Consider the following 22,922-nt stretch of genomic DNA (forward strand, 5'->3'; position numbering starts at 1 on the left):
TTGCCCGTCCTTCCTTTGACAGCGTCGCCAAAGGGAGTGGGAATGGATGACGGAGTGGACGCGGTGCGCCAGGCATATCAGGCGTACTACCAACGATTAGTGGGCCAGCTCTACGGCCTGACCGGTGACCTGTCCGTGGCGGAGGTCGCCACCGCGCTCGGCGTCCCGGCCGGCACGGTCAAGGCCAGGCTGTCCCGGGGCCGGGCCGCGCTCGCCCGGCACCTGTCCGAGGATCCCCAACCAGTCAGGAAGGAAGCGGTCAGCCATGCGTGAACCGGACTATCACGGCCTGCGTGACGTGGTCGGTCGGAGCGTCCAGCAGCGGGCCAGCAGGTTGCGTACCGGGCGGCGGGTGCGGACCAGTGGTGTGGCCCTGGCCTTGGCCGTGCTGCTTGGCCTCGGCGGCTTCACCGCCCTGACCCCGACGGTACGGGGGCCAGCACCGGGAGAGAGCCTACCGTCAGGCAATCCGGTCGAGACCCACTGGCAGTATCTGCTATGGGCCGGAGCCGGTGACGCCACCCACCTCTACGCCCTGGTTTCCGATTGTGGAAGCTGCCCGACGAGATTGCTGGCGTCGGCAGACAGCGGTCGAAGTTGGCAGCAGCGCAGTGACTTCGACGGGAGCCGAGGGCCTTATCGGATCCACGTTGTCGGCCCGCAGGCTCTGTTCGTCGATCTGAATTCGACCGGGCAGTCGTCGCCGATATCGTTTTCTGAGAAGTTCCGTCGATACCAGCATGTCGCGGACTGGCGGGTCAGTCTCGACGGTGGTACGACCTGGCGTAAGCCGCTGAGAACGGATGTGCCGGTAGCCGCAGCAGCGGCGGATGACAGTGTTCTCCGTTCGGCGTACGACGAAAAGGACGGGGATGCCGCCCTGTACGTCTTGGACCGGAGTACCGGCTCGATCGCCCCGCTGGCCAGCCAGCCGCCGTTGGTCCGGTTCTGGCTGACCGATGTGCCGGCCAGCATCGGTGTCTGGGTGATGGGGATCGATCCGGTGAGTCGCCGGCCGGCGGTCGCGGTGAGCCGGGACCGTGGCGCCACCTGGACCCTGTCGGTGTTCGCGGGCGAGGCCCCGGTGCCGTCCGACGACGATCCGGTGGCCGGTCAGCCGAGCGTGGCAAGCGTCGATGGTAGGACGGCCTATGCCGTCTTCACCGAGGGGGACGCGACAGCCCGGATCTATCGCAGTGCCGACGCTGGTCGCAGCTGGATCCGTACCAACCCGGATCGTCCGCTCAGTGAGGGCTACCGGCGATCCGTCTGCCGGATCGGACCAGCTCTCCTAACGTGGAAACCATGGATCCTGCGGCGACGTGGCGGGACAAGAACCACCGGTGGCGGATCGAGGCGTACCGGGCACCGGACCTGCGGTTCGCCATCTATGCCACGAACGGACTGACTGAGTCGGCACCGTTGTGGTTGTTTGGTATGCCGGCGCTGGCTCGCTGGCTGACCATCCAGAGCATCAGTCTGGATGACCTGGAGAGCGGCTGATCGCGTAGCTTTCCTTCTTGACCGTTGTGTATCCCGTAGGTAACTTTCGTGGCGTCTCCCTGCCGGTTCGATTGACGGAGGTACGCCTTGGAACGCAGGAACTTCCTAGCCGCCACCGCTGCCGCGGGTGCCCTCGGCGTCACCGCTACGACGGTCGCTGGCACCCCCGCATTGGCCGGAGGTCGGGGCCGAGCCGTCCAGACCGGTCTGGACGTACTCGTCGACTCCCGGTTCGCCGTACTCGCTGGCCAACGGGTCGGCGTGATCTCCAACCCCACTGGGGTCGATTCCGACTACCGACACCTGGTCGACCTCATGCACGAATCCGGTCGGGTCCAACTGACCGCCGCGTTCGGTCCGGAGCACGGTTTTCGGGGGTCCGCCCAGGCCGGCGGCAGTGAGGGGACCGGGATCGACGCCCGTACCGGCGTCACCGTCTACGACGCCTACGGCGCGTCCCAGGCCAAGTGGGCCGAGCTGATCACCCGGGCCGGCGTCGACACGGTCGTCTTCGACATCCAGGACGTCGGCGCCCGGTTCTACACCTACATCTGGACGATGTACGACTCGATGGTCGCCGCCGCCCGGCTCGGCCGCCGGTACGTTGTTCTCGACCGGCCCAATCCGATCGGCGGTCGGGCATACGGGCCGATGATGACCGCGCCCTACACCTCGGGCGTCGGCAAGAAGGAGATCGTCCAGCAACACGGGATGACCGTCGGTGAACTGGCCCGCTTCTTCAACGGCGAGTTCCTGCCTGCCGAGGCGGGCCGCTCGGTCGACCTGCACGTGGTCGCCTGCCGACATTGGAAGCGGGACCGGCTCGCCGCCGAGACCGGTGTGCCGTGGGTGATGCCCAGCCCCAACATGCCGACGGTCGACACCGCCCTGGTCTATCCGGGCACCGGCCTCTTCGAGGGGGTCGCGTCAATTACCGAGGGGCGGGGAACGGCTCGCCCGTTCGAGCTGATCGGTGGGCTGGCCACCGACTTCGACTACCACTGGTCCGACCGGCTCAACGCCCGGAACCTGCCGGGCGTACGGTTCCGCGAGGCGTACTTCTCACCCACCTCAGCCGGGCAGAAACCGCAGCTGCTGAACAAGCTTTGTGCGGGGGTGGAGGTCAAGGTGATCGATCCGGCCCGCTACGACCCGATCCGCACCGCCGTGGCGATGCTCGTGGAGGCCCGAAAATACCCGGCCTTCGCCTGGCGGGCCGACAGTTGGGACGCGGTCCGCCCGTACTGGATCGACAAGCTGACCGGGTCCACCCGGCTCCGGACGATGATCGACGCCGGCGCGGACGTCGCGGACGTGGTGGATGCCTGGTCGGACGAGCTGACGGCGTTCAACCGGCAGCGCGCCCCGTACCTGCTCTACTGACCGGCAGGGAAGCACGGTCGGTGCCAGCGGCGGTGGCCCGTTCCGGAAATTCCGGAACGGGCCACCGACAGTTGGGCTCAGATGGACGTCAACTGGCCGACGTGCAGTCCCTCGGAGAACTCCTCGACCAACTTCGCGCCGAATGCGGGTAGGTCCGCTGGGCCGCGGCTGGTGACCAGGCCCGCATCGGTGTGCACCGGCTCGTCCACCCAGATGCCGCCGGCGTTGGTGATGTCACTGCGCAGGCTCGGATACGACGTCAGGGTGCGTCCATTGACCACGTCCGCCTCGACCAACAGCCACGGGCCATGGCAGATCGCGGCCACCGGCTTCTCCTGCTCGAAGAAGGTACGGACGAAGACCACCGCCGTCGGGTCCAGGCGTAGCCGGTCCGCGTTCGCGACCCCGCCCGGCAGCACCAGGGCGTCGTAGTCGGAGGCGTCCGCCTCGGACACCGTCAGGTCCACCTCATACTCGGCGGACGGGTTGATGTCCTGGCGCACCGACTGGACCGGTTCGGGATGGGTGGAGATCAGATCCACCTGTGCGCCGGCCTGTTCGGCTGCCGCCCGCGACTGGGTGTACTCCACTTCCTCGACCCCGTCGGTGGCGAGGAACGCCACTGTCTTGCCCATCAAGGGAGTGTGCTGTGCGGTCATGATGCCGTCTCCTCCCGCGGCGCGGGTCGACTACGGTGGCCGCGCCGCTGCTGGTGGCCTTCCCGTGGCCATCGAGCACAAACCGTTGCGGGTCGACGCCGCCACCATCGCCCAGTGGTGGGAAGGAGGTGATGAACGATCGTGCCGGGGGCAAGCCCGCCCTAACGTGAATTCCGTGAAAAATAAGGGTTTACGGACATTTCTGGCTTTTGCTGCCGGTCTTGCGGTGATCTATTTCGGCAGTCGACCCCCGGAGGGTGCCGGGGTCACCAATGCCTTGGTCGTATTGGGCATACTCGCTGCGGTGCTCGTGTGGTTCCTTACCAAACCTAAGCCCGACAAACCGGTCAGTTGACCTGTCGATCAGCGCGCGCCCGCCGCCTTGGTCAGGCTTTCCGCCGGTGCCTCTCCGAGCGAGACCCGGACCAGTGCGGAGGCCAGGCGGGAGAAATCACGCCCGGTAACGAGCCCAGCCAACGCGTCGGGTGTCGTCGGCAGGCCCAGCCGGCGGGCTCCGCTACTCATCCGCCGATCCGTGTACGGCCGTACATCGGACCACACCGCCTGCACCTCACGCAGAAAGATGTCCGCGCCGGTGGGACCGATCCCGGGGAACTCGGTCAACAACCGCCGCAACGCACCCCGATCACCATTCGCCTCCCGGTGCAGTCGGCGTAGATCGCCGCGCCAGCGCTCCAGGCACAGCCGGGCCCCGGTACCCAGCATCGTCGAGGTCCGTTCGTCATAACGCCGGTAGTGCCCCCGGCCCAACGCGTCGACCCGGTCCTGCCAGCTGGCCGCCTCCATCGCCTGAGGGGTGCGATATCCGGCCGCGAAGAGCTCTCGGGCGGCGGCGACCGCGACCCCGGCCCGGATCCGGGTGCTCAGCAGCGTGGCCAGCACCAACAACTGGTACAGCGGCGCTGGGCGGTCGGCAAGCTGGATGCCGCAATCCTCAGCGTAGGTGCGGCCATGTCGGTCAAGCAGGGTTCGGACGACGGCGCGACTATTGCCCATAACGCTCGCTTACCCCGCGAGCCGGCGAATAGGCCCTGGCTGGGTGAATAGGCCCTGGCGTAGCGGCCCCTGGGAGCATCGAGGCGTGGCCAGTGGCCCGCCGGCAGCCGAGAGATCGCCGGCCGCTGTGGCGCGACCGGATCTCCGTGCGGCCGACGGTATGCCGCCCCGACCCGCCGGGTAATCCCGGGCCGTACCCAGTGACGCGAGCACCTTGGCGTCCAGGGCGGAAGGAGACAGGCATGACGAACGTGCAGCAGCCGGAATTGCGTCGTAACGGACGCAACCCCACGGTGCAGGACAGCAAGGCACCCGGTCCGGCCGATCGCCGACCAAAGGCGCGCGGTGGCCAGGCCCGTCCGGTGCCACGTGACCAGGTCTCACCGTACGGGCCGTCGCGTAGGCCAGTTGCCGAACCCGTCGAGCAGAGCGAGTCGGCCGGCGGCTAGTGCTTCGACCGCTGCACCAACCGGTGCCAGGTTGCCACGGCGACCGCACCGTAGATCAGGTGCGGGATGATGTCCGAGATCCAGTCCGTTCGGCTCCACTGCCGGGGATTGGTCACCCGGAGCACGGTCATCGACCCGTCCGAGAGCAGCATGAGGCCGGCGCCGAGCAGCGTGGCGCCGATCGGCGTAGGGAGCCGTGGTCGTCCGAGTACCGCGGCACCAGCGGCCGCGACTCCCACCCCGATCACATATCCGAACAGGGGCCCGAGGCCCGAGCGGCGGTTCGCTGCCCGGTCCTCGGGCCCCAGCCCCAGGTGCGCCAACGCCGCCAGCTTCCCGGCGGTACGTTCCGGTGTACTACTGGCCGGTCTACCGCGCAACGCCATGTCCAGGTAGGTCACCCCGTTGAGCGCGGTACTGCCCACTGCCCCAGCGATCGCGCCGTCCAGCAGCGCACGTCCCCGGTCTACTTCTGTGCCGCGTGCCATCGCGTCACCGCCGCTCACCGCGGCCGCGTTCCCCCTTGGGGCCGCGTCCACGCTCGCCGCGCAGGATACCCCGCTGTTCGCGGTCCTCCTGCAGGATCCGGTTGGCGACGGTGTTCGCCTCCTGGTCGGCGGCCCGCCCCGAGTCCTCGATGAGTTTGCGCAACCGTGCGCGTTCAACGTCGTACGCTTTACTGCCCGGCCGTGGTCCTGGCATGGGGTGCCTCCCGTCGTGTCCGGTGACGTACGCCGGCCGTCTACCCGCCTTCGGGCGGACCATTCGCGCATCAGCAGGTCGTCCGACGGACACCGGCCCGGTCCGTGGCGGACCGGGCCGGTTCGTACCGAGCGAGTGCGGGGGTCAGTCCTGGTGGCGGACGATCACCACGGGGCATTCGGCGTGGTGCAGCACCGACTGGCTGACCGAGCCGAGTAGTAGACCGGTGAATCCTCCCCGGCCTCGGGCTCCCACCACCACGAGCTGGGCGGTGGCCGCCTCCTTGATCAGTGCCGGAGCGGCGCGTCCCTGCACCAACCGCTGAACGACCCGCAGGTCCGGATAGCTGTCGGCAAGTCCGGCGACCGCTTCGGCGAGGACCTGTCCCTCCTCGACCCGCAACGCGTCAACGTCGTAGACCAGCGGCAACATGTCACCCGGGCCCAGCGACACCGGCTCTCGATAGGTGTGCACCGCGACGAGTTCCACGCCCCGTTGGGCGGCCTCCTCGGCGGCGAAGGCGACCGCTGCGGCTGAACGGGCCGAGCCGTCGACTCCGACGACCACCGGTCCGGTGGTGGGCGGAGTGCCGCGAGTGATCAGTACGGGGCACTGGGCGTATTCGGCGACCTGGATCGCGACCGAGCCGACCAGCAGGCCGGCGAAGCCGCCGAGCCCACGATCACCGAGTACGAGCAGATCCGCGTCCCGGGACTGGCCGAGCAATACCGCTGCGGGCTGTCCCTCGACGATGCTTCCGGTGACGGTGATCCCGGGTGCGGCCGCTTCGGCCTCGGCCACCGCATCCGCCAGCACACGTTCGGCCTGGTTACGCAGGCCACCCTCGGCGGGACCGCCCGGTGGCGGGCCAACCGGAACTCGCAGCATCGGCCAAACGAACGCGTGTACGACGTGTAGGGCGCGTCCCCGGCGAGCGGCCTCGGCTGCAGCCGTCCGTACCGCGTTCAGGGAGCTGTCCGAGCCGTCGACCCCGACGACCACGGTCTTGCCAGCTGTTGTACTCATTGCTCCACTATCCCGGACCCCGCGGCGGGTAGCGCAGTCGGCACCCGTTCGCCACTGCGTGGTGTCGGCGCATCATCACCCCCTGTCGGGGTAACCACCCGCGGCCGCCGTAGCGGATGTCGGCGCGGCGACCGCGGAGGGGGAGTGATGAAGTACGACGAGTTCGTGGCGCGGGTACGGGAGCGCGGTGAGTATCCCGACCACGTAGCGGCGGAAGAGGTGATCCGCCTGGTCCTCGGCGTGCTGTCCCAGCGGTTGGATCCGGCGGAAGCCGAGGACCTCGCGGCCCAGTTGCCGTTGCCGGTGGGGGCCTGGCTGACCGAACAACGGGGCCCAGCCGTGGCGTTCGGGGTGCGGGACTTTCTCGACCGGGTGGCCAGCGCCACGGGTGCTTCCGCACAGACGGCCCAGTGGGATGCCAGCGCCGTGCTGTGCACGGTCGCCGAGGCGGTCAGCGGGGGTGAACTGAACGACGTGTTGACCCAGCTGCCATCCGGTTACGCCGTTTTGTTCGGTCGGGCCAGCCTGAGCGGCTGATCTAGACAAACACCTAGCATCCTAGGACGCACTAGGGGTAGTGACTACTCGCTCACCGCGAAAACCAACCCGCCGACTCACATCCGCCAAGATCGACTCGGGCCGGATATAGTGGCACGGCAACGCAGCAGCCCAGACCAGATCGGCAACCCGAGAGGTCTGGGATGTGTCGATGTGCCGGCGTCGCCCGGGGTCCGGCAGGAGTCCCACGACAACCCGGCCGGAGCGCGCACCGGTTCCCAACCGCTCGCCGTCTTGAGGTGAGAGCACCGGACCGTGTCGCGGAGGGAGGTTCGGTGTCGCGTCGGCCGGCGCGGGCAGTGCATGCCCAGCCAACCGGTGACACCTCTGCCCAGTCTTCGGACAAAGGCAGCCAGGTCTTCACCATTCCAAACCTGATCAGCTTCGGTCGGCTGCTTGGCGTGCCGATTTTTCTCTACCTGTTCCTGGTCGCCCACGCCGACATCGCGGCCATCGTGGTGTTGGCCATCGGCGGTACAAGCGACTGGATCGACGGCTACATCGCCCGGCGGCTGCGCCAGGTGAGCCGGCTGGGGGAGTTGCTCGACCCACTAGCTGACCGGCTCTACATCCTCGCCACCCTCGTCGCGTTCACCGCCCGGGAAGTGGTGCCCTGGCAGTTCACCGCCGCTCTCCTGGCAAGGGAGCTGCTTCTCGGACTCTCCCTGCTGGTGCTACGTCGCTACGGCTACGGCCCGCCACCGGTGCACTACGTCGGTAAGACCGCCACGTTCATTCTGCTCGCGGCATTCCCCGTCCTGCTGCTCGCCAGCACCGTATCCGGGGCGGCGACCGCTGCCGGTGCCATCGGCTGGGGCCTGGCGTGGTGGGGACTGGTCCTCTACTGGGTGGCCGGCGTCCTCTACGTGATCCAGGCCGTCGGCCTCGTCCGGGCGGCCCGCGAGTATCGGACGGGAGCGGCCTGATGGGCACCGAGCCCGAGCCGGCACGCTCCTACGCCCCGGACTTCCTGACCGAGCTGTTCCGCAACCCGCTCGAGCCGGGATATCACGACGCGGCGGAGCATCGCCGTTCGCAGGGGCCGGTACGCGGCTGGCGCCGAGGCACGATCCGGGCAGTGAGTCTGGTGACCTTGGTGGCCCTGGGATTCCTGCTGGCGGTCGCCTACCGGCAGACGCTGGCGGAGGAACCGAGTCGGCGTCAGGCGCGCGCCGGCCTGGTAGAGCAGATCAAGCAGCGGGAGGTCGAGGCCGACGCGCTGGCTCGGCGAGCCGAGGTACTCCGCGTTGAGGTGGCCCGGCAACGCGACGCCGCACTGACCGGCAGCGACGCGGCCCGACTGCGGGATCTTGAAGCCATCACCGGGCTGGGGCGGGTACGCGGTGACGGGGTGGTGGTCCGGGTTGCCGACGCCTCGTCGAAGGCGGACGCGGTCACCGGTGCCGGCGAAACGAACCTTGGCCGGGTGCTCGACTCCGATCTGCAGAGCATCGCCAACGCGTTGTGGAGCGCTGGTGCGGAGGCTATTGCGATCAACGGCCAGCGCCTGACCGCCACCTCGACGATCCGGGCTGCCGGGAGTGCGATCCTGGTCGACTTCCGGCCAGTGTCGGGGCCGTACGAGGTGTCGGCTATCGGTCCGGATGAGATGGAGCGACGGTTCCGGGACAGTGCCGCTGCCCGCCTGTTGCGCAGTGTCTCCGCCAGCCACGGCATGTCCTTCGGTGTTCGCAAAGCCGATGATCTTACCTTGCCTTCGGCAAGTGAAGCGCAGTTGCGATACGCGCAGCCGTCGCCGAAAGCCACCCCGACGCCGTCCGGCTCCGGGGTGACTCCGAATCCCTCCGGAGGGGGCCGATGATCGCTGTACTCGCCTTGATTGCCGGCGTGGTGCTCGGTGTCTGGCTGGATCCGAGTGTGCCTGCCGCGTTGCAGCCGTATCTGCCGATCGCGGTGGTGGCTGCGCTGGATGCGGTGTTCGGTGGGGTGCGGGCGAAGCTCGATGGCATCTTCGACGACAAGCAGTTTGTGATTTCGTTCATCTCCAACGTTCTGGTTGCGGGGATCATCGTCTATCTCGGTGACCAGTTGGGGGTGGGGGGACAGCTGTCTACGGGTGTCGTGGTCGTCTTGGGCGTACGGATCTTCGGTAACGTGGCGGCTATTCGTCGGCACCTGTTCCGGGCGTAGGTTCGATGCGATGAGCGCGGATGAGGAAGAACGCGAGACGGCGGCAGAGCCGGCGGCTTCGGTGACCCCGCCGGAGCCAGAGTCGTCACCGAAGCCGCCACAGGCGTCTGCGGAGGTGGCCGAGGATGGTCCGGAGAAGCGTTCGGATCCGGTCGACTGGTGGGGGCGGGCTCGAACGAAACTAACTGGTGCCGGGGCGATGATCGTCGTGTTGCTTGCACTGCTTGGGTTCGCCCTGGTGGCGCAGTTGCGTAGCACGTCGACGGATCCGACGTTGGCAGCGGCCCGGCAGGAGGACCTGGTCCGGATTCTGTCCGACCTGGAGTCGCAGGAGGAGCGGCTCCGGCAGGACATTGCGGCGCTGGAGGAAAGCCAGCGGCAGCTGGCTTCGGGCGCGCAGGGGCGGCAGGCTGCGTTGGAGGAGGCGACTCGGCGGGCGAACGAGCTGGGGATCCTGGCGGGGACGCTACCGGCGCGTGGCCCGGGGTTGGAGATCAGGTTTGTGGCGGGTGCGAAGCCGATTCGGGCTTCGGCGATCCTGGACGCGGTTCAGGAGTTGCGGGGTGCGGGTGCCGAGGCGATGCAGATTGCTGGCAGTGACGGTACGCCGGTGCGGATCGTCGCGGACACCTTCTTCTTGGATGCGGATAACGGTATTTCGGTGCGTGGACGGCCGATGAGCGGGCCGTACACGATCACGGTGATCGGGGATCCGACGACGATGCGGACCGCGCTCAACATTCCGGGCGGGGTGGTGGCGTCGGTCAACGGGGACGGCGGTAACGTGATCGTCCAGGAACGCGAGGTGGCTGATGTTTCGGCGCTGAGCGTGCCGAACGATTTGAAACACGCGCGTCCGGTCTCCTGACCGGGCGCGGCCGCGCCGGTTCGCCGGTGCGTCACCGGTCAGTGCAACGAGAAGGACGGTCTGGTGATTCCTGAGGAACTGCGTTACACGGCCGAACACGAGTGGGTGTCGGGCGACGGGAGCGGGCCGGTGCGCGTGGGCATCACGCATTTCGCGCAGGACGCTCTGGGTGACATCGTCTACGTCGAGTTGCCGGACGAGGGCGCGGTCGTGACGGCAGGAGAATCGTTCGGCGAGGTCGAGTCGACCAAGAGTGTCTCTGAGTTGTACGCCCCGCTCACGGGTACGGTGGTGGCCCGTAACGACAAGCTTGGCGATGCGCCGGAGGCGATCAACACTGATCCGTACGGAGCTGGCTGGCTGGTCGAGATTGCCCCGAATGACCCGACGTCGATCGATGGGTTGCTGACTGCTGCGGCCTATCGTGAGTTGACTGAAGGCTGACCGTGGATACATCCCAGCCGTGGGTTGTGTCCGCGCGTCTGGTTGCCCTGTTTTTCGGCGCTGGCTAGGCTCGCCCAGTCGACCGAGAACCCGATAGTTGCGCGTTGCGGAAGTGCCTACCCAGGCAACGGGGAGCCAGCCGCCGGGAGTTCAACCGCCCGGCGGCCAGACCCGCCATTACCCGACGCCGACCGATCTGATCCGTGAGGTGGTCCCCATGACGCGCCCAGACGACGAGTTCCCCCCACTCGACGTCACTTCGACGCTTAATCTCGGTGCCCTTGAGGAAGTGTTGGAGGGACCGGATCCCGATGTGGTGCCGAGCCGTATGTCGGGCTCGTTGCCGCCCGGGATGGCGTTGCTGGTCGTCCGGCGCGGTCCTAACGCTGGTGCACGGTTCCTGTTGGACCATGATGTGACCACCAGTGGGCGGCATCCCGACAGTGACATCTTCCTCGACGACGTGACGGTGTCACGGCGGCACGCCGAGTTCCACCGCGATGGTGGCACCTTTACGGTTCGTGATGTGGGCAGCCTCAACGGCACCTATGTGAATCGGGAGCGGGTCGAGGCGGCGACGTTGAGTAACGGTGATGAGGTGCAGGTCGGTAAGTTCCGGCTGGTGTTCATTGCTGGTCCGCGTCCGGAGGAGGAGGCCAGCCGGGGGTGAACGAGCGCGCGGCGGCAGCGGCGCCTGCGGCCGGGCGACCCCACCCGCTGATGAGCATCGGCGAGGTGCTGGCGCATCTGCGGGTGGAGTTTCCCGATACGACGATTTCCAAGCTGCGGTTTCTGGAGGCTGAGGGCCTGATCGAGCCGCAGCGCAGCCCGGCCGGCTACCGCAAGTACAGCTGGGATGATGTGGCGCGGCTGCGGTTCGTCCTGACGGCGCAGCGGGATCAGTATCTGCCGTTGCGGGTGATCCGTGATCAACTGGCGGCGATGGACCGGGAGCCGGAGGTCACTGGTCGGCAGCGGCCGGCGTTGGTGGCGGTAGGTCCGGCTGGTGAGGTGCCGGGTCGTGAGGCCGGGGATGTGTCGTCGGCCGAGTCGGGCGAGGTGCGGCTGGGCCGGACCGATCTGGTGGCGCGTAGTGGCATCGAAGAGAGCACTTTGGCCGAGCTGGAGCGGCTGGGGGTGCTCGTGTCGAGTCCGCCGGGTTGGTACGACGCGGATGCGCTGATCATTGCGCAGGCGGTGGCGGGGTTGGCGGCGTACGGGCTGGAGCCGCGGCATCTGCGGGGGTATCGGACGGCGGCTGATCGCGAGGTGGGGTTGTTCGCCCAGTTGGTCGCGCCGTTGGCTCGGCAGAATGATCCGGCGGCGCGGGCGCGGGCGGCGGAGACGGCCCGGGAGTTGGTGGGTTTGTCGCAGCGGCTGCACTCGGCTTTGGTGCGGGTGGGCCTGCGGGCGACGTTGGGCCGTTGATGGGACGCCCGGCTGGCGGAAAGATCTGCCGGTCCGGGCGTGCCGTAGGCTTCGTGGGGTAACCCTTCGTGGTGCGGGAGCAGCGCGGGTGACGCGTGTCGGACGATGACATGCCGGCCCGTGTACCGTGCAGGGAAGGGTGCGGTGCTGGGGAAGTAGACAACGACACGGAGGCGGCGGTGCGCGAGCTGAGCGTGGTCGGGGTTCGGGTGGAGCTGCCCAGCAACCAGCCGATCGTCCTGCTCAGGGAGGTGGAGGGCGACCGCTATCTGCCGATTTGGATCGGTGCGGTGGAGGCCACTGCGATCGCCTATGAGCAGCAGGGGGTCAAGCCGGCCCGGCCGTTGACGCATGATCTGTTGCGGGATGTGCTGTCGGCGTTGCAGGCGCCGTTGCAGGCGGTGGAGATCACGGAGTTGAAGGACAGCGTCTTCTACGCGGATCTGTTGATCGGTGATGGGATTCGGGTGTCGGCTCGGCCGAGTGATTCGATTGCGTTGGCGTTGCGGGTGGGTGCGCCGATTCGCTGTGCCGAGCAGGTGTTGACCGAGGCGGGGATCGTCATTCCGGACGAGCAGGAGGACGAGGTCGAGAAGTTCCGGGAGTTCCTGGAGCAGGTGCGGCCGGAGGACTTCGCGGGCTGAGTTGGTGGTGCCGGGCGGGGCTGGGGATTACTCTTCGGCCCCGTTGTTTGCGTTTGTGGTCGGTTGGGCGGGTCCGTCGCTGAGGTGCGCGGATGGGGTTCCGGGGTGTCGGCGCTGCGGCGTGTCGCGGCAGATCTTGCGGGGTAACCCCAACGGTGGGCGTTAGTGTTGCCTTGTCGAGGGGTGACACGTCCCGGAAACGATGTGTTACCGCACTGGCGGGGGAGGTTTTCCGGATGCACGAGCCACAGGACCCTGACCCAGGTTCGTCCGATCATCGTCCAGTCGTGGTGGATCCGACGGGGACCGCTGATCTGGACGACGGCTCCGTGGGGTATCGCGGAGTCACCGCCTGTCATGCGGTCAGCATCAGCTATCGCCAGTTGGACTATTGGGCGCGTACCGGTTTGGTGGTGCCGAGCATACGCGATGCGTCGGGATCGGGCACATCGCGGCTCTACTCGTTCCGTGACCTGGTGGTGCTGAAGGTGGTCAAGCGGTTGCTGGATGCGGGGGTGTCGTTGCAGAACATCCGTAAGGCGATCGAGACGCTGCGTTCGCACGGGGTGGCTGATCTGGCCGGTATTACGTTGATCTCCGATGGGACGAGCGTGTACGAGTGTCGTTCGCCGGAGGAGGTGGTCGACCTGTTGCAGGGCGGCCAGGGGGTTTTCGGTATTGCGATCGGTGGCGCGTTCAAGGAGATCCAGGGGTCGTTGTCGCATCTGCCGGCGGAGCGTGCGGTGCCGCCTTCATCGGGCGAGCGGGAGTCTGAGGTGGCGGAGTCGGTCGGTGATGAGTTGGCGGCGCGGCGGGCCCGCCGTCGGGCGGGTTGACCTGCGTACGCCGATTTTTCTTGTGAGGTCACGGGCTTCCGAGGCGTCCATATAGGACGAGTGCCCAGGTGAGGCAGGCGAGCGCGGCGGTGGGTGTGGCGGCTCGGACGATGTTCCAGCGGACCCATTTCGCCTCGAATTTTTCCCGGATCGTTGCGAGCGTGGCGCTGTTCGGGTTGCCGGCGGCGAGGTCGTTGTTGAGTGGCACGTTGATGCCGAAGGTGATGGCGATCGTGGTTGTGTTCAGGAGGAGCGCGGCTATGAGCCAGGGCAGCACGGGCCGTCCGGCGGTGGGCAGGTGGAGTACGACGGCTGCGGTGGTCAGTACTGGTGCGCCGACGAAGATGCCGGCGAACCAGCCGTTGAGGATGGCTTCGTTGATCTGCCGCATCGCGGTGACGAATGTCCGATCGTCGGTGCGGCGTAGTCCGGGCATGACGGAGCAGGCGTACGCGTAGAAGAGGCCGGCGATGAGGCCGGTGGTGATGGTTGCCGCGATGAGCACGGCGACTTGGAGTAGTGCCATGGTTTTGTCTCCGGGTGTTCAGCGGTTCCAGATGCCGGTGGCGGCGGTGTCGCGGGCGTAGTCGGTGAAGTCGCGCGGTTCGCGGCCGAGGGCTTGGCGCACCCCGTCGGTCAGGTGGGCGTTGCGGCCGTCGAGGACTCGGGTGAACAGGTCGGTGAGGCCGGCGATTTGTTCTTCGGGTACGCCGTGGTCGGTTGCGGCGGCAGCGTACTGGGCGGGGGTGACGGGGGTGTAGCGGATTTCCCGTCCGGTGGTGTTGGCGATTTCGGCGGCGGCGTCGGCGAAGGTGAGCAGCCGGGGGCCGGTGAGGTCGTAGGTCCGGCCGGTGTGGGTGTCGCTGGTCAGGGCGGCGACTGCCACGTCGGCGATGTCGTCGGCGTCGATGAATGGTTCGGCCACGTCACCGGCGGGGAGCGCGATTTCGCCGTCGAGTACTGGTCCGAGTAGGAAGTGTTCGCTGAAGTTCTGGTTGAACCAGCTGGCGCGCAGGATGGTCCATTCGGTGCCGGAGTCCTGTATGGCTTGTTCGCTGGCTTGGGCTTCTTCTTCGCCTCGGCCGGAGAGCAGTACCAGGCGTCGGGTGCCGTTGTCGACGGCGAGGGTGGTGAAGGCGCGGATGGTGTCGGCGGCGCCGGGGAAGGCCAGGTCTGGGTAGAACACCAGGTACACCGATTCGACATCGCGTAGTACGGGGGCCCAGGTGTCGGGGGCTGCCCAGTCGAACGGGGGTTGGCCGGTGCGGGAGCCGATGCGTACGGGTAGGTGGTGTGTGGTGAGCCGGTCGGCTACCCGTCGGCCGGTTTTGCCGGTGCCGCCGAGGACCAGGGTGGTTTTGGTGTTGGCTGTCATGCCACTAAGTCAAGCGCGCGATGGTGAGACGCTCCATGGTTGTGAGGCTCGTTCCCATGTTTTATCGTCTAGGCTCTGTCGGGTGGATGCGTTGGCGGGGTTGTTGGACGGGCCACGCGCTCGAGGGGCGTTTCTGCTTCGGTCGGTGTTGGATCCGCCGTGGTGCCTGCGGATCGAGGATCGTGCGCCGCTGACGTTGATGGCGTTGGTGCGTGGGGATGCCTGGGTGGTGCCGGACGGGGGAGAGCCGGTGCGGCTACGACCGGGGGATGTCGCGATCGCGCGCGGTCCGGATCCGTACCGGGTGGCTGACGATCCGGCGACGCCACCGCAGGCCGTGATTTATCCGGGGCAGGGGTGTAGTACCCCCGACGGGGAGCCACTGTCCGGGTTGACGGACCGGGGGGTGCGCACCTGGGGTTCTGGTGTGGATGGTGCGACGGTCCTGGTCACGGGCACCTATCAGCTGGCCAGTATGGTCAGTCAGCGGCTGCTGGCGGCGTTGCCCACATTGTTGGTGTTGCCGGGGGAGGCGTGGGACAGCCCGCTCGTGGGGTTGCTCAGCGACGAGATCGTGAAGGACGAGCCGGGGCAGGAGGTTGTCCTGGACCGGTTGCTGGACCTGTTGCTCATTGCGGGGCTGCGGGCCTGGTTGTCCCGTCCGGAGGGGAATGCTCCGGCCTGGTATCGGGCCTTTGGCGATCCGGTGGTGGGGCGGGCGCTGCGGACGTTGCATGACGATCCGGCCCAACCGTGGACGGTTGCCGCACTCGCCGCCGATGCCGGGGTGTCCCGGGCGGCGCTGGCCCGCCGGTTCACCGAACTGGTTGGCGAGCCGCCCATGACCTATCTCGCTGGTTGGCGGCTGGCCTTGGCGGCGGATCTGCTGCGGCAAACCGATGTCACCATCGGGGCGGTGGCCCGGCGGGTGGGGTACGGCAGTTCGTTTGCCCTCAGTGCCGCCTTCAAACGGAAGCAGGGGGTCAGTCCCCAGCAGTATCGTGTCGGAGCCGCTCGGGACTGACCGCTGGGGCGAGTTTTGGGCGATTGCGGCGAAGAGCATGGAGGCACATGCCGTGCGGGTCGCCGGTCAGCTGCGGGTGTCGAGTGGGATGTCCAGTGAGAGGTGTGTGGACAGGGCACGGAGGAAGTCCGGGGCGTCGAATACCGCGCCGGCGGAGGCGACGCCGGTGGTTCTGGTGTGGCCGGTGAGGATGCGGTCGACGGCCTCCACCGCGAGCGGTGCGCTGATGGCGTAGATGTCCTGACCGGTGGCGGCCATGCGGCGTTCCATGCCGTTGGAGCGGACGAGGACGTCGACGACGAAGGTCTGCGCGGAGCGGCCGCGCTCGTCGACGGCGGTGGGTGCCGAGGCGTCGGGGGCGGACAGGTCCGCGGCTGCCTTGGCGGCCATGTAGGTGCGTACCTCTGGGATGGTCAGGTGGCTGGGAATGGTGACGATGTCGGCCATGGTGAATTCTGCGATGACGTTCTGGGGGCCGAGCGGGGCCGGGAAGGGCCACTGCACGGTCGGCATCGGGTCGTCGTGGTATTGCACCTGTCCGCCGGTGTAGCGGACGCGGCGGCCGCCGCGTCGCTGCCCGGAGACCACGCCGGAGACGATTGTTCCGTTGGTGGGGTGCCAGCTGCTCAGGCCGTAGGCGATGTGCGCCTCGTCTGCCGTCGTCCAGTCACCCATCGCGGTGGTGACGAGCAGGTCGCCGAGGCCACCGTAGAAGGCCATCGCTGGGAGCACGATGGTGCCGGCGTCGCGGGCGCGTTCCGCGAAGTGCGCGAACGTGTCGAGGTTCGCCTCGATTTCGGCCGCCACGTCGACGTACGGGATGCCGGCGCGTAGCGCCGCCTCGACCAGTGGGGCGGCGGTTGTGGCGAAGGGCCCGGCGCAGTTGATGACGGCCGTCGCGCCGTGCAGTGCGCGGTCGAGCGAGGCCGGGTCGTCGACTGACGCCTGCCGTGCTTCGAGCCCCGGGGCCTGTGCCAGCGTCTGCAGCTTGTCCTGGTTGCGACCGAGGAGCAGCGGTAGGTATCCGCGCTCGCGCAGCTCGGCTACGACGAACCGTCCGGTGTGCCCGTAGGCGCCGAACACTGCCACGTTCCGATTCGATTCCATGTCTGCTCCCGTGTGTTCGAGGTGATCGACTAGGAAGATCTTGTCGCGGTTGGCCCATCCGGGACAGTGTCTGGAACGACATGACCCGTACAGTTTCCGACATGACTTTTGGTTCGCGTTCGGTGGCGATCGCCGCCACCGACGGGATGCTGCACTTCGAGTTGGCCCTGGCCTACGAGGTCTTCGGTTCCGCCCCGGCCGCCCTGCCCGGCCCCTGGTACGACGTCACGGTGTGCGGCACGCACGCCGTGCGGGTCGGCCGGTTCCTGGTGGAGCCGGACTGTGGGCTTGACCGGCTAACGCATGCCGACACTGTGATCGTTCCTGCCTTGGCGGACGTCGACGAGGACCCGCCGGCGGACCTGGTCGCGGCGGTGCGCGCGGCCCACGAGTTGGGAGCGCGGGTGGTCTCCCTGTGTACGGGCGTTTTCGTGCTCGCCGCTGCCGGCCTGCTGGACGGGCTGCGCGCGACCACGCACTGGGCCCACACCGAGGAACTGGCGGCGCGCTATCCCCGGGTGACGGTTGACCCGGACGTGCTCTATGTCGACAACGGCAGCGTGCTCACCTCTGCGGGGAAGGCCGCGGCGATGGACCTGTGCCTGCATTTGGTCCGCTGTGACCACGGCTCGGCGGTCGCCAACGTGGTCGCCCGTCGTCTGGTCGTGCCGCCCCACCGGGCCGGTGGCCAGGCCCAGTTTGTCACCACACCGGTGCCCGCCCAGGACGGCCATCCCCTGGCAGAGCTGCTTCCCTGGGTGATGCGGCGGCTGGATCAGCCGCTCACTGTGGAGGATCTGGCCCGTCAGGCGAACATGAGTTCGCGGCACTTGACCCGCCACTTCCGTTCGGTTACCGGCACCACCCCACTGCAGTGGCTGCTGACGCAACGGATCCGCCACGCGCAGGAGTTGCTGGAGGCCACGGACGACAGCGTCGACACCATTGCCTCGGCCGCGGGCATGGGTACGGCGACGACGCTGCGCCGCCACTTTCACCGCACCATTGGCGTACCGCCGGACACCTACCGCCGTACGTTCCGGGCGTGAAGCCGCGGTCCGCGCCTCGATGGTGGGGTCCCCGTGTCGTGTTGATCGGTTGCTGACCGGCCTGAGCAATGGCACACTTCCTATCGCTACAAGAGTTGCGTTTGGAGGTCCTTGTGTCTGAGTCCGTCGGCAGGTCGATTCGGGAGATCAGCGTGAGTGGCCCGGAGGCGGGGCCGTACGGCATCACCGCCGGGCCGGACGACGCGCTCTGGGTCACCCTGGTCCACGTCGGCCAGATCGTTCGCCTCAGCGGCGACGAGAAGTGCGACAAGTACGTGCTGGACTCCTCGACGTGCGGGCCTTCGACGATCACGCCCGGTCCCGACGGTGCGCTCTGGTTCACCCGGTTCCGTGACCACCGGATCGGGCGGATCAGCGTCGAGGGGCAGGCCACGTCGGTTCCGCTGCCGAGCGCGGGAGGTCCGTTCGGCATCACCGCCGGGCCGGACGGTGCGCTCTGGTTCACCCAGATGCACACCGACCGGATCGGCCGGATCGCCTGCGACGGTGCGCTCACCGAGTTCGCGCTGCCCATCTCGGGTGGGATGCCCTCGGCCATTACCGCCGGGCCGGACGGCGCGCTGTGGTTCACCCTCAACCAGGCCCACGCCATCGGCCGGATCACCTGCGACGGCAGCGTCACCGTGCACCCGTTGCCTACCGCAGACGCCGCCCCGGTGGGCATCACCACCGGCGTCGACGGTGCCCTGTGGTTCGTCGAGATCGGCGCCGGCCAGATCGGCAGCATCACCCCGGACGGTCAGATCCGCAACATTGCGCTGCCCGATCGTGCCTGTCGTCCGCACGCCATCGTTGCCCACCCCGAGGGGGGTTGCTGGTTCACCGAATGGGGCGCTAACCGGATCGGCCACGTCACCCCGGACGGCACCCTCGAGGAGTACGACCTGCCGACCTCGTCCAGTGAGCCACACGGCATCACGGTTGGCCCCGACGGCGCGGTGTGGACGGCGTTGGAGATCGGCAAGGTTGCCCGTCTCGACCCGTGACCGCCGTCTCCCGGGGTGTGGTCAATGGCTGCCGGCCAAGCAGTTAGCTCGGTGACCTGGTGGACGTGAGACGGTCCGGCGCGAGGTACGTCCGCAGCGCCTGAGCCAGGTTGTCCATTAGCTCGTTGTCGACTCGCGCGTCCCCGGTCGCACCCAACAGTCCGAAAACGTTCGGCCCGAGCCGATCCGGGGCCAGGTCGCCCATCCGAGGGACGATGTGGAAGTGGACGTGGGCGAAGCCGTCGGCTTCGGCGAACTGGACCACGTAGGTCTTCACGCAACCCGTGACCGCCTTCAGCGCTCGGGATAGCCGGACCTGCCACCCGCCCAGGCCCGCCGCTTCACCGTCGTTCAGGTCGGCGATCGTTGTCACGTGCCGGCGGGGGAGGAGGATCAGCCAGCCTGGTAGTGCCGTGTCGAACGCGTGCGCGACTCGCCAGTGTTCGTCTGCCGCCACGAGCTCCCGGGCGGGGAGCGAATCGATCCGACTGTTGTTGTCGCAGGCGAAGCATCCTGATGACACATCCATGCCAGGAACGCTATGGGGTGGCGCTTCGCCCCTGATGCGCTGATGCCACTGCCGTGTCGGATCACTCCGGTATGGCGTCCTCCGGTGCGCCGCGAGCCAGGCCGGCGAGCAGATCCAGGGCTTCGGCGAGCGTGTCGTGGGTGGGGGCACCCAGGGCGAGTCGTACGGCGTTCGGGGCGTGGCCCGCGCCGACGGCGAAGGCGGCTCCTGGTGCGACGGCGATGCCGTGCCGGGCGGCGGCAGCGACGAAGGTTTCGGCCCGCCACGGGTCCGGCAGTTCCCACCAGCAGTGGTAGCCGTTCGGGTCGGCGTGCACGGTGAATCCGGCCAGCCGTTGCGCCCTGATCTGCTGCCGTTGTCGCGCATCCAGGCGTTTCGCCTCGCCGATGGTGGCGGCGGTGCCGTCGGTCAGCCACTGGGTTGCCGCGTCCAGGGCGAATCGGGAGGCTGTCCATGCTCCCGAGCGCAACGCCGACGTCATGCGCTGTTCCCCGCCGCCTGCGGGCGGCACCGCGAATCCCAGTGTCAGTCCGGGTGCCAGCCGTTTGGAGAGGCTGTCCACCAGGATCGTGCGTTCGGGGGCGAGTGCGGCCAGCGGCGGCAGGTCGTCGCGGAGGAAGCCGTAGATGCCGTCCTCGATCACGTGCAGGTCGGCCCGGCGTAGGGCTTCCACCAGCCGGATTCGGCGCTCCTGCGGCATCGTCACGCCGAGCGGATTGTGCACTGCTGGCTGTAGATAGACGGCGCGCAGCGGCAACGCTTCGGTCACCGCCTCCGGCAGGAGGCCATGCTCGTCCATGGCGAGCGGCACGAGTGTGATGCCGAGTCGGGCGGCGATGCCCTTCACGACGGGATAGGTGAGCCGTTCCACGCCGAGTCGTTCGCCCGCCGGGACGCAGGCGGAGAGGGCTGCGGCTATCGCCTGCCGGCCGTTGCCGGCGAAGAGGATGCGCCGAGGGTCGGGGGTCCAGTCGGCACGGGCGAGAAACGATGCGGCTGCCTCCCGGGCCGTTGGCGTACCGGCCGGTCCTAGCGCCCCCATGCTGGTGGCGAGCATATCCGGCCGGGTCATCCGGGTCAGGCCGGGGGCGAGTAGTTCCGCCTGCTGCGGCAGCACCGGGAAGTTCAGTTCCAGGTCGATTCGGGATTCGCCCGGTTCGGCGAGCGCCGGTTCGGGACCGGCGGGGGCGGCGCGTACGAAGGTGCCCCGGCCCACTTCTCCCACGGCCAGCCCGCGGCGGACGAGTTCGCCGTACGCGCGGGCTGCCGTGGAGTCGGCGATGCCGTGCTGCCGGGCGAACCGACGTTGCGGCAGGAGTCGCTCGCCTGGGCGTAGGCGTCCGGCGGCGATGTCGGCCGCCAGTTGGTCGGCGATGCGCCGGTAGTCCTCCATCAGCCTCATCCTGTTCCGGCTCGGGTGGGGGTTCGAGCGGCCGAAAGAATATTGCACTGAGATCAATTCTTTTATTGCACCGAGATATTGCACCAAATAGCATCGAGGTGTCAAGGCGGAAACCTGGAAAGGACCCCGATGAGTGCGGTGACCATTGGCGACGTCACGCTCGGATACGACGACGAGGGCAGCGGCGAACCGCTGGTCCTCGTACACGGCCACCCCTTCAACCGGTCGATGTGGGCCCCGCAGGTCGAGACCTTCGCTCGGCTCGGCTGGCGGGTGATCACCCCGGACCTGCGCGGCTATGGTGAGAGCACGGTCGTGCCCGGTAAGACGACACTCGACACCTTCGCCCGCGACATCGCCGCACTCCTGGACCACCTGGGAGTCGACCGGTTCGTGCTCGGCGGGCTCTCCATGGGCGGACAGATAGTCATGGAGCTCCACCGCCTGTTCCCGGCACGCGTCCGCGGCCTCGTGCTCGCCGACACCTTCGCCGCCGCAGAGACCGAGCAGGGCAAGATAGGACGTAACGCGCAGGCAGATCGGCTGCTGCGGGAGGGGATGGGCCCGTACGCGGACGAGGTGTTGGCCAAGATGGTGGCACCGGCCAACATCGCGGCGCTGCCAGCGGTGGCCGCGCACGTGCTGGACATGATGCGGACCACCGCCCCCGAGGGTGCCGCCGCCGCGCTGCGCGGTCGAGCCGAGCGCCCCGACTACCTGAGCATGCTGCCGTACATCGAGGTGCCCACGCTGGTCGTGGTCGGCAGCGAGGACGAGTTCACCCCGGTCGCCGACGCCCAGGTGATGCACGAGCACATCCCCGACGCGACCATCGCGATCATCTCCGGTGCCGGGCACATGCCCAACCTGGAACGGCAGGCAGAGTTCGACGCCGCCCTGCGCAGCTTCCTCGACCGCCTACCGGCCGCCGACGCGCAGGCCGCCTCGACTGCTACGGAGATCCAGTGAGAATCATGTCTGGGCGGCCGTACACCGTGCTCGTCACCGGTGCCAGCGCCGGCTTCGGCGCGGCGATCACCCGACGGTTCGCCGCCGGCGGTGCCCGGGTCGTGGCCTGCGCCCGCAGGGCCGACCGACTCACCACGCTCGCCGCCGAACTGGGCCCGAACGTACTTGCCCGGCAGGTCGACGTGCGTGACCTGCCGGCGGTGCGGCAGCTGGTGTCAGCGCTGCCCGCCGAATTCGCCGACATCGACATCCTGGTCAACAACGCCGGCCTGGCACGAGGACTGGAGCCGGCTCACGAGGCCGACCCGGACGACTGGGCGGAAATGGTCGACACCAACTGCAAGGGACTCCTGCACTGCACCCGGGCGATCCTGCCGGGAATGGTCACCCGGGGCCGTGGCCACGTCATCAATCTGGGCTCGATCGCCGGCACCTACCCCTATCCGGGCGGCAACGTCTACGGCGCCAGCAAGGCGTTCACCCGCCAGTTCAGCCTCAACCTGCGATCCGACCTGCACGGCACCGGCGTACGGGTGACCTGCGTGGAGCCCGGCCTCAGCGGAGGCACGGAGTTCTCCACGGTGCGCTTCGGCGGCGACAGTGTCCGGGCGGGCGCGGTCTACGCGGGCACCCGGCCGCTGCTGGCCGACGACATCGCCGAGTCGGTGTACTGGGCAGCCGCCCAACCGGACCATGTCAACATCAACACCATCGAGTTGATGCCGGTCGCCCAGAGTTTCGCCCCGCTTGCGGTGCATCGCGAAGCCACCTGATCCGCGACTTGCATCGGGG

Annotated in this window: 30 protein-coding genes; 20 read left to right on the top strand and 10 right to left on the bottom strand. The window is 68.2% G+C overall.

Features of this window, described 5'->3' with window-relative positions; translation table 11 throughout:
* Positions 1-42 precede the first annotated feature (42 nt).
* From ACWDV4_RS09615 to ACWDV4_RS09625, 3 genes are all read left to right on the top strand, one after another.
* On the top strand, positions 43-273 hold the full coding sequence (locus tag ACWDV4_RS09615) for an RNA polymerase sigma factor (protein WP_449976209.1): 231 nt from the start codon (positions 43-45) through the stop codon (positions 271-273).
* Complete coding sequence (locus ACWDV4_RS09620; protein WP_449976211.1) at positions 266-1,408, top strand: hypothetical protein; 1,143 nt, start codon at positions 266-268, stop codon at positions 1,406-1,408. The genes ACWDV4_RS09615 and ACWDV4_RS09620 overlap by 8 nt, the downstream gene beginning before the upstream one ends.
* 182 nt (positions 1,409-1,590) lie before the next feature.
* Positions 1,591-2,886: an exo-beta-N-acetylmuramidase NamZ family protein gene (locus ACWDV4_RS09625; protein ID WP_449976212.1), complete on the top strand. Its 1,296-nt coding sequence runs from the start codon at positions 1,591-1,593 to the stop codon at positions 2,884-2,886.
* A gap of 77 nt (positions 2,887-2,963) precedes the next feature.
* Here the strand turns inward: ACWDV4_RS09625 and ACWDV4_RS09630 are convergent, their stop codons facing one another.
* Positions 2,964-3,545, bottom strand: coding sequence for a type 1 glutamine amidotransferase domain-containing protein (locus ACWDV4_RS09630; protein ID WP_449976213.1), 582 nt, complete (start codon positions 3,543-3,545; stop codon positions 2,964-2,966).
* 202 nt (positions 3,546-3,747) lie between these two features.
* Between ACWDV4_RS09630 and ACWDV4_RS09635 the strand changes: the two genes are divergently transcribed.
* Positions 3,748-3,900, top strand: coding sequence for an amidophosphoribosyltransferase (locus ACWDV4_RS09635; RefSeq protein WP_449976286.1), 153 nt, complete (start codon positions 3,748-3,750; stop codon positions 3,898-3,900).
* 8 nt (positions 3,901-3,908) lie between these two features.
* Here ACWDV4_RS09635 and ACWDV4_RS09640 read toward each other — a convergent pair whose 3' ends face one another.
* A complete protein-coding gene (locus tag ACWDV4_RS09640) occupies positions 3,909-4,562 on the bottom strand; it encodes a hypothetical protein (RefSeq protein ID WP_449976215.1) in 654 nt (217 codons plus the stop codon).
* Positions 4,563-4,804: 242 nt separating this feature from the next.
* Here ACWDV4_RS09640 and ACWDV4_RS09645 point away from each other — a divergent pair, with 242 nt between their 5' ends.
* On the top strand, positions 4,805-5,011 hold the full coding sequence (locus ACWDV4_RS09645) for a hypothetical protein (RefSeq protein WP_449976217.1): 207 nt from the start codon (positions 4,805-4,807) through the stop codon (positions 5,009-5,011).
* Here ACWDV4_RS09645 and ACWDV4_RS09650 read toward each other — a convergent pair.
* The 3 genes from ACWDV4_RS09650 to ACWDV4_RS09660 form a co-directional block, all read right to left on the bottom strand.
* Entirely contained in the window at positions 5,008-5,499 is a 492-nt protein-coding gene (locus tag ACWDV4_RS09650; RefSeq protein WP_449976218.1) for a hypothetical protein, read from the bottom strand. The genes ACWDV4_RS09645 and ACWDV4_RS09650 overlap by 4 nt on opposite strands.
* 4 nt (positions 5,500-5,503) lie before the next feature.
* Entirely contained in the window at positions 5,504-5,713 is a 210-nt protein-coding gene (locus ACWDV4_RS09655) for a phosphatidylethanolamine-binding protein (RefSeq protein WP_449976220.1), read from the bottom strand.
* A gap of 144 nt (positions 5,714-5,857) precedes the next feature.
* Entirely contained in the window at positions 5,858-6,739 is an 882-nt protein-coding gene (locus ACWDV4_RS09660; protein ID WP_449976222.1) for a universal stress protein, read from the bottom strand.
* 147 nt (positions 6,740-6,886) lie between these two features.
* On the opposite strand from ACWDV4_RS09660, the gene ACWDV4_RS09665 reads away from it, so the two are divergent.
* From ACWDV4_RS09665 to ACWDV4_RS09710, 10 genes are all read left to right on the top strand, one after another.
* Positions 6,887-7,276, top strand: coding sequence for a DUF2267 domain-containing protein (locus tag ACWDV4_RS09665; protein ID WP_449976223.1), 390 nt, complete (start codon positions 6,887-6,889; stop codon positions 7,274-7,276).
* Between the two features lie 296 nt (positions 7,277-7,572).
* The gene (locus tag ACWDV4_RS09670; protein WP_449976224.1) at positions 7,573-8,223 is read left to right on the top strand and encodes a CDP-alcohol phosphatidyltransferase family protein; all 651 of its coding nucleotides are present in this window, start codon (positions 7,573-7,575) and stop codon (positions 8,221-8,223) included.
* Positions 8,223-9,119 (top strand): DUF881 domain-containing protein, encoded by an 897-nt coding sequence (locus ACWDV4_RS09675; protein WP_449976225.1) that lies wholly within the window; start codon positions 8,223-8,225, stop codon positions 9,117-9,119. The genes ACWDV4_RS09670 and ACWDV4_RS09675 overlap by 1 nt, the downstream gene beginning before the upstream one ends.
* Positions 9,116-9,448: a small basic family protein gene (locus tag ACWDV4_RS09680; protein ID WP_449976226.1), complete on the top strand. Its 333-nt coding sequence runs from the start codon at positions 9,116-9,118 to the stop codon at positions 9,446-9,448. The genes ACWDV4_RS09675 and ACWDV4_RS09680 overlap by 4 nt, the downstream gene beginning before the upstream one ends.
* A gap of 10 nt (positions 9,449-9,458) precedes the next feature.
* Complete coding sequence (locus ACWDV4_RS09685) at positions 9,459-10,316, top strand: DUF881 domain-containing protein (protein ID WP_449976228.1); 858 nt, start codon at positions 9,459-9,461, stop codon at positions 10,314-10,316.
* 63 nt (positions 10,317-10,379) lie between these two features.
* Positions 10,380-10,760: a glycine cleavage system protein GcvH gene (gene gcvH, locus ACWDV4_RS09690; protein ID WP_449976229.1), complete on the top strand. Its 381-nt coding sequence runs from the start codon at positions 10,380-10,382 to the stop codon at positions 10,758-10,760.
* 217 nt (positions 10,761-10,977) lie between these two features.
* On the top strand, positions 10,978-11,430 hold the full coding sequence (gene odhI, locus ACWDV4_RS09695) for an oxoglutarate dehydrogenase inhibitor Odhl (protein ID WP_449976230.1): 453 nt from the start codon (positions 10,978-10,980) through the stop codon (positions 11,428-11,430).
* Positions 11,431-11,480: 50 nt separating this feature from the next.
* Entirely contained in the window at positions 11,481-12,188 is a 708-nt protein-coding gene (gene ftsR, locus ACWDV4_RS09700; protein ID WP_449976287.1) for a transcriptional regulator FtsR, read from the top strand.
* A gap of 179 nt (positions 12,189-12,367) precedes the next feature.
* Positions 12,368-12,832, top strand: a complete 465-nt coding sequence (locus tag ACWDV4_RS09705) for a bifunctional nuclease family protein (protein WP_449976232.1) — start codon at positions 12,368-12,370, stop codon at positions 12,830-12,832.
* 236 nt (positions 12,833-13,068) lie between these two features.
* On the top strand, positions 13,069-13,668 hold the full coding sequence (locus ACWDV4_RS09710; protein WP_449976233.1) for a MerR family transcriptional regulator: 600 nt from the start codon (positions 13,069-13,071) through the stop codon (positions 13,666-13,668).
* A gap of 28 nt (positions 13,669-13,696) precedes the next feature.
* Here the strand turns inward: ACWDV4_RS09710 and ACWDV4_RS09715 are convergent, their stop codons facing one another.
* Both ACWDV4_RS09715 and ACWDV4_RS09720 read right to left on the bottom strand, forming a co-directional pair.
* A complete protein-coding gene (locus tag ACWDV4_RS09715; protein WP_449976234.1) occupies positions 13,697-14,194 on the bottom strand; it encodes an anthrone oxygenase family protein in 498 nt (165 codons plus the stop codon).
* Between the two features lie 18 nt (positions 14,195-14,212).
* On the bottom strand, positions 14,213-15,043 hold the full coding sequence (locus tag ACWDV4_RS09720; protein ID WP_449976236.1) for an NmrA family transcriptional regulator: 831 nt from the start codon (positions 15,041-15,043) through the stop codon (positions 14,213-14,215).
* An 82-nt stretch (positions 15,044-15,125) separates the two neighbouring features.
* On the opposite strand from ACWDV4_RS09720, the gene ACWDV4_RS09725 reads away from it, so the two are divergent.
* Positions 15,126-16,067 (top strand): AraC family transcriptional regulator, encoded by a 942-nt coding sequence (locus ACWDV4_RS09725; RefSeq protein ID WP_449976237.1) that lies wholly within the window; start codon positions 15,126-15,128, stop codon positions 16,065-16,067.
* Between the two features lie 66 nt (positions 16,068-16,133).
* Here the strand turns inward: ACWDV4_RS09725 and ACWDV4_RS09730 are convergent, their stop codons facing one another.
* On the bottom strand, positions 16,134-17,174 hold the full coding sequence (locus ACWDV4_RS09730) for a saccharopine dehydrogenase family protein (protein WP_449976238.1): 1,041 nt from the start codon (positions 17,172-17,174) through the stop codon (positions 16,134-16,136).
* 101 nt (positions 17,175-17,275) lie between these two features.
* Between ACWDV4_RS09730 and ACWDV4_RS09735 the strand changes: the two genes are divergently transcribed.
* Both ACWDV4_RS09735 and ACWDV4_RS09740 read left to right on the top strand, forming a co-directional pair.
* Positions 17,276-18,223 (top strand): helix-turn-helix domain-containing protein, encoded by a 948-nt coding sequence (locus ACWDV4_RS09735; protein ID WP_449976240.1) that lies wholly within the window; start codon positions 17,276-17,278, stop codon positions 18,221-18,223.
* Between the two features lie 113 nt (positions 18,224-18,336).
* The gene (locus ACWDV4_RS09740; RefSeq protein WP_449976241.1) at positions 18,337-19,230 is read left to right on the top strand and encodes a Vgb family protein; all 894 of its coding nucleotides are present in this window, start codon (positions 18,337-18,339) and stop codon (positions 19,228-19,230) included.
* Positions 19,231-19,273: 43 nt separating this feature from the next.
* Here the strand turns inward: ACWDV4_RS09740 and ACWDV4_RS09745 are convergent, their stop codons facing one another.
* Positions 19,274-19,759, bottom strand: coding sequence for an HIT family protein (locus ACWDV4_RS09745; RefSeq protein WP_449976243.1), 486 nt, complete (start codon positions 19,757-19,759; stop codon positions 19,274-19,276).
* A 61-nt stretch (positions 19,760-19,820) separates the two neighbouring features.
* Positions 19,821-21,152 carry an aminotransferase-like domain-containing protein gene (locus ACWDV4_RS09750; RefSeq protein WP_449976244.1) on the bottom strand — a complete coding sequence of 444 codons (1,332 nt, stop codon included), beginning with the start codon at positions 21,150-21,152 and terminating at the stop codon, positions 19,821-19,823.
* 138 nt (positions 21,153-21,290) lie between these two features.
* Here ACWDV4_RS09750 and ACWDV4_RS09755 point away from each other — a divergent pair, with 138 nt between their 5' ends.
* Both ACWDV4_RS09755 and ACWDV4_RS09760 read left to right on the top strand, forming a co-directional pair.
* Positions 21,291-22,130: an alpha/beta fold hydrolase gene (locus ACWDV4_RS09755; RefSeq protein ID WP_449976245.1), complete on the top strand. Its 840-nt coding sequence runs from the start codon at positions 21,291-21,293 to the stop codon at positions 22,128-22,130.
* A gap of 5 nt (positions 22,131-22,135) precedes the next feature.
* Positions 22,136-22,903, top strand: a complete 768-nt coding sequence (locus tag ACWDV4_RS09760; RefSeq protein ID WP_449976247.1) for an SDR family oxidoreductase — start codon at positions 22,136-22,138, stop codon at positions 22,901-22,903.
* Positions 22,904-22,922: the final 19 nt, after the last annotated feature.

The organism is Micromonospora sp. NPDC003197 (assembly GCF_053590565.1).

Excerpts from the sequence above, each read along its gene's own strand:
- ACWDV4_RS09615 (WP_449976209.1), top strand. The coding sequence starts at position 43 with ATGGATGACGGAGTGGACGCGGTGCGCCAGGCATATCAGGCGTACTAC.
- ACWDV4_RS09620 (WP_449976211.1), top strand. The coding sequence starts at position 266 with ATGCGTGAACCGGACTATCACGGCCTGCGTGACGTGGTCGGTCGGAGC.
- ACWDV4_RS09630 (WP_449976213.1), bottom strand. The coding sequence starts at position 3,545 with ATGACCGCACAGCACACTCCCTTGATGGGCAAGACAGTGGCGTTCCTC.
- ACWDV4_RS09640 (WP_449976215.1), bottom strand. The coding sequence starts at position 4,562 with ATGGGCAATAGTCGCGCCGTCGTCCGAACCCTGCTTGACCGACATGGC.
- ACWDV4_RS09645 (WP_449976217.1), top strand. The coding sequence starts at position 4,805 with ATGACGAACGTGCAGCAGCCGGAATTGCGTCGTAACGGACGCAACCCC.
- ACWDV4_RS09650 (WP_449976218.1), bottom strand. The coding sequence starts at position 5,499 with ATGGCACGCGGCACAGAAGTAGACCGGGGACGTGCGCTGCTGGACGGC.
- ACWDV4_RS09655 (WP_449976220.1), bottom strand. The coding sequence starts at position 5,713 with ATGCCAGGACCACGGCCGGGCAGTAAAGCGTACGACGTTGAACGCGCA.
- ACWDV4_RS09660 (WP_449976222.1), bottom strand. The coding sequence starts at position 6,739 with ATGAGTACAACAGCTGGCAAGACCGTGGTCGTCGGGGTCGACGGCTCG.
- ACWDV4_RS09665 (WP_449976223.1), top strand. The coding sequence starts at position 6,887 with ATGAAGTACGACGAGTTCGTGGCGCGGGTACGGGAGCGCGGTGAGTAT.
- ACWDV4_RS09675 (WP_449976225.1), top strand. The coding sequence starts at position 8,223 with ATGGGCACCGAGCCCGAGCCGGCACGCTCCTACGCCCCGGACTTCCTG.
- ACWDV4_RS09680 (WP_449976226.1), top strand. The coding sequence starts at position 9,116 with ATGATCGCTGTACTCGCCTTGATTGCCGGCGTGGTGCTCGGTGTCTGG.
- ACWDV4_RS09685 (WP_449976228.1), top strand. The coding sequence starts at position 9,459 with ATGAGCGCGGATGAGGAAGAACGCGAGACGGCGGCAGAGCCGGCGGCT.
- odhI (WP_449976230.1), top strand. The coding sequence starts at position 10,978 with ATGACGCGCCCAGACGACGAGTTCCCCCCACTCGACGTCACTTCGACG.
- ftsR (WP_449976287.1), top strand. The coding sequence starts at position 11,481 with ATGAGCATCGGCGAGGTGCTGGCGCATCTGCGGGTGGAGTTTCCCGAT.
- ACWDV4_RS09710 (WP_449976233.1), top strand. The coding sequence starts at position 13,069 with ATGCACGAGCCACAGGACCCTGACCCAGGTTCGTCCGATCATCGTCCA.
- ACWDV4_RS09715 (WP_449976234.1), bottom strand. The coding sequence starts at position 14,194 with ATGGCACTACTCCAAGTCGCCGTGCTCATCGCGGCAACCATCACCACC.
- ACWDV4_RS09720 (WP_449976236.1), bottom strand. The coding sequence starts at position 15,043 with ATGACAGCCAACACCAAAACCACCCTGGTCCTCGGCGGCACCGGCAAA.
- ACWDV4_RS09730 (WP_449976238.1), bottom strand. The coding sequence starts at position 17,174 with ATGGAATCGAATCGGAACGTGGCAGTGTTCGGCGCCTACGGGCACACC.
- ACWDV4_RS09735 (WP_449976240.1), top strand. The coding sequence starts at position 17,276 with ATGACTTTTGGTTCGCGTTCGGTGGCGATCGCCGCCACCGACGGGATG.
- ACWDV4_RS09745 (WP_449976243.1), bottom strand. The coding sequence starts at position 19,759 with ATGGATGTGTCATCAGGATGCTTCGCCTGCGACAACAACAGTCGGATC.
- ACWDV4_RS09750 (WP_449976244.1), bottom strand. The coding sequence starts at position 21,152 with ATGGAGGACTACCGGCGCATCGCCGACCAACTGGCGGCCGACATCGCC.
- ACWDV4_RS09755 (WP_449976245.1), top strand. The coding sequence starts at position 21,291 with ATGAGTGCGGTGACCATTGGCGACGTCACGCTCGGATACGACGACGAG.
- ACWDV4_RS09760 (WP_449976247.1), top strand. The coding sequence starts at position 22,136 with ATGTCTGGGCGGCCGTACACCGTGCTCGTCACCGGTGCCAGCGCCGGC.